Origin of the sequence: Catenulispora rubra (assembly GCF_015356825.1) — a bacterium.
Taxonomy (GTDB): Bacteria; Actinomycetota; Actinomycetes; order Streptomycetales; family Catenulisporaceae; genus Catenulispora; species Catenulispora rubra.
The window spans coordinates 1-2,434 of the sequence record NZ_JAACYW010000561.1; the positions used below are offsets into that span (position 1 = coordinate 1).

Consider the following 2,434-nt stretch of genomic DNA (forward strand, 5'->3'; position numbering starts at 1 on the left):
GATCGGGCAGGCTGGTCGGGCCGAATCCAGCGCGCGCCGGCCAGGTAGCCGGCGGCGGTTGCTCCGCCGGTGACCACGATCCCCCACACCGTCGCGTCGGAACGGTGCACGTAGAAGACGATGATCGCCACGACGGTAAGCGCTACCAGGTACCGGTCCGCGGCCCGCGCGAAGCCGTGGCGGAAGCCGGTTCGCGGGGTGTTGCGCATGACGCGCGCGCCGACCAGTCCGACGGCCAGCATGACGAGCGAGATGAAGACCAGCGGGTACGTGGCCGGCGTCGCGTCCACGACGGCGAACGTCCCCCGCGCGCTCTGGACGCTGACCACGTTGCCCTGCACGACCCGTGCGGTGACCTTGTCGCCCTTGTGCGGGTCGAAGGCGGGCCAGTCCGCCTCCGCGAACGGGATCTGCGGGCCTGGCGTGGTCGACGGCGGGATGTCGAGGGTGATCCAGCCCGTCAGTACTGAACGGGAGGCGCTGTGCGTGCCGTTGGTGACGGTGAGCGTGCGCCGTATCGCGCCGGTGTCGGTGACCGTGGCGGGCTTGTCGACCCAGCAGAAGGCGCTCTGCTGCGCGGTCTGCGACGAGCTGCACGCGGCGGCGCGGCTGGCGCTCGCTCCCGCGTCACTGTGCGTGACCGTGATCGCCCAGAACACGGCTGCGGCGGTCACCATCGCGGCGGATACGAACGTGCCGAACGGAATGCGAGTCATCTAGTCCCCCCGGTGCACAGATACTCGGTGCGTAATGCGTGCGTCGCACGTAGTGCGTAAGGCGTAAGGCCCGGCTGACAGTGTCCTGCCACGTATCTGGGCCGCGGAGGGGATTCCTTAAACCTCCCGGCTACGATCGTTCTCATGTCGAGCACGTCGAAGTTCCTGCGCGATCTGGCTAAGAAGACCAACACGGCTTCGGCCGCGCGCGCCGTCCTGAAGGCCACGCATCTGAAGTCCGGGCCTGGGCGGCTGGGAGATCCGCGCGTGGGGCTTCCGGCGTCTGTGCTTCCCGCGGGTGGGAACCGTATTACTGCGGAGAACGCTAAGGCCGGCTCTGCAGAGTGGCGGATGGGTACGGGGAAGTCGCGGCCGGGGACGGACTACGAGCGGCAGATCAAGGGCTACGCGTCGAGCGATTCGGTGGCTGTCGGCGAGGCGATTGATTTCCACGTAGCGGTGGAGCCTGCGGGGTCGTTCACGATCTCCGTCTACCGCCTCGGCTACTACGGCGGGGCCTCGGCGCGGCAGGTTCTGGTGTCGCCGACGCTGACCGTTGGGCCGCAGCCGGTTCCTGCGGCCGATCCGGAGACGGGGCGTATCGCGGTGGAGTGGCCGGTGGCGTGGACGCTGGACGTGCCTAAGGAGTGGGTGTCGGGGACGTATGTAGCGGTTCTGGACAAGGCCGACGGGTTCCGCAACTACGTGCCGTTCGTTGTGCGGGACGACGAGGCTGCGGCGGACTTTCTCGTGGTGCTGCCGTCGACGAGTTGGCAGGCTTACAACTGGTGGCCGCGGGACGGTATTACCGGTCGGAACGTCTACTACGGCTATGTCACTAAGGAAGCTGCGGAAGGGGACTCTGCGCTTAAGGCGAAGTTCTCTGCAGACGCGCGGGGATGGATCTCCAATCCTGCGCGCGCTACGCAGGTCTCGTTTGCGCGGCCGTACTTTGCGGACGGGTTGCCGGACGGGTTCGTGCGCGAACAGTCGTTCATCCAGTGGGCTGAAGGCATGGGGTACGACCTCACCTACGCCACCGGGCTGGACCTGCACGCAGGGCGCATTGATCCGGGCAAGTACCGGGGTCTGATCTTCGCCGGTCATGACGAGTACTGGTCTACCGATATGTATCGGCATGCAGAGGAGGCGGTCGCGGGGGGAACGTCTCTGGCGTTCCTCACTGCGAACAACGCCTATTGGCATGTGCGTATTGACGAGTCGACGCGGACTATGTCGTGTTACAAGGGCTTCGAGGATCCGGACGTCGAGGACTTCCCGACTGGGATGTGGCGGGCTGGCGAAGGGCATCCGCGCGCTGAGCAACAGCTCATGGGGGTGCAGTACAGCGGGATTCTTAAGGGCCGGCATGCGTTGGTGGTCCGGGAGGCCGGGCACTGGTTCTGGGCCGGCACCGGGTTGAAGGATGGGGACGAGATCCCCGGGCTGCTCGGCGGCGAGGCCGACTCGCTCTTCGAGGCGATGCCGAAGGCGAAGGCGGAGGAGCAGGCGCTGCTGACCGCGACGCCGTACACGATCAGCAATGGGACGCAGTTCGTGCAGAACACGAGCGTCTACCGGGCGGCTAGCGGCACTTGGGTGTTCACCGCGGGGACGTTTTTGTGGCCGCTGGGGTTGGGGCACCCGGGGTATCAGGACAAGCGGGTTACGCGGGCTATGGCGAACTTTTTGGGGCGGGTGGCGGGGTAGGGGAGCTG

Annotated in this window: 2 protein-coding genes; one reads left to right on the forward strand and one right to left on the reverse strand. The window is 66.8% G+C overall.

The window, feature by feature from the left end; all coding sequences use genetic code 11:
* Positions 1–716 (reverse strand): hypothetical protein (locus GWK61_RS53995; RefSeq protein ID WP_194922196.1); only part of this gene is annotated, 716 nt, incomplete at its 3' end.
* A 144-nt stretch (positions 717–860) separates the two neighbouring features.
* Here GWK61_RS53995 and GWK61_RS54000 point away from each other — a divergent pair.
* Positions 861–2,426: a N,N-dimethylformamidase beta subunit family domain-containing protein gene (locus GWK61_RS54000; RefSeq protein ID WP_194922197.1), complete on the forward strand. Its 1,566-nt coding sequence runs from the start codon at positions 861–863 to the stop codon at positions 2,424–2,426.
* Positions 2,427–2,434 lie beyond the last annotated feature (8 nt).

Bases quoted from the DNA above. Each gene is read 5' to 3' on its own strand.
- GWK61_RS54000 (WP_194922197.1), top strand. From the start codon at position 861: ATGTCGAGCACGTCGAAGTTCCTGCGCGATCTGGCTAAGAAGACCAAC.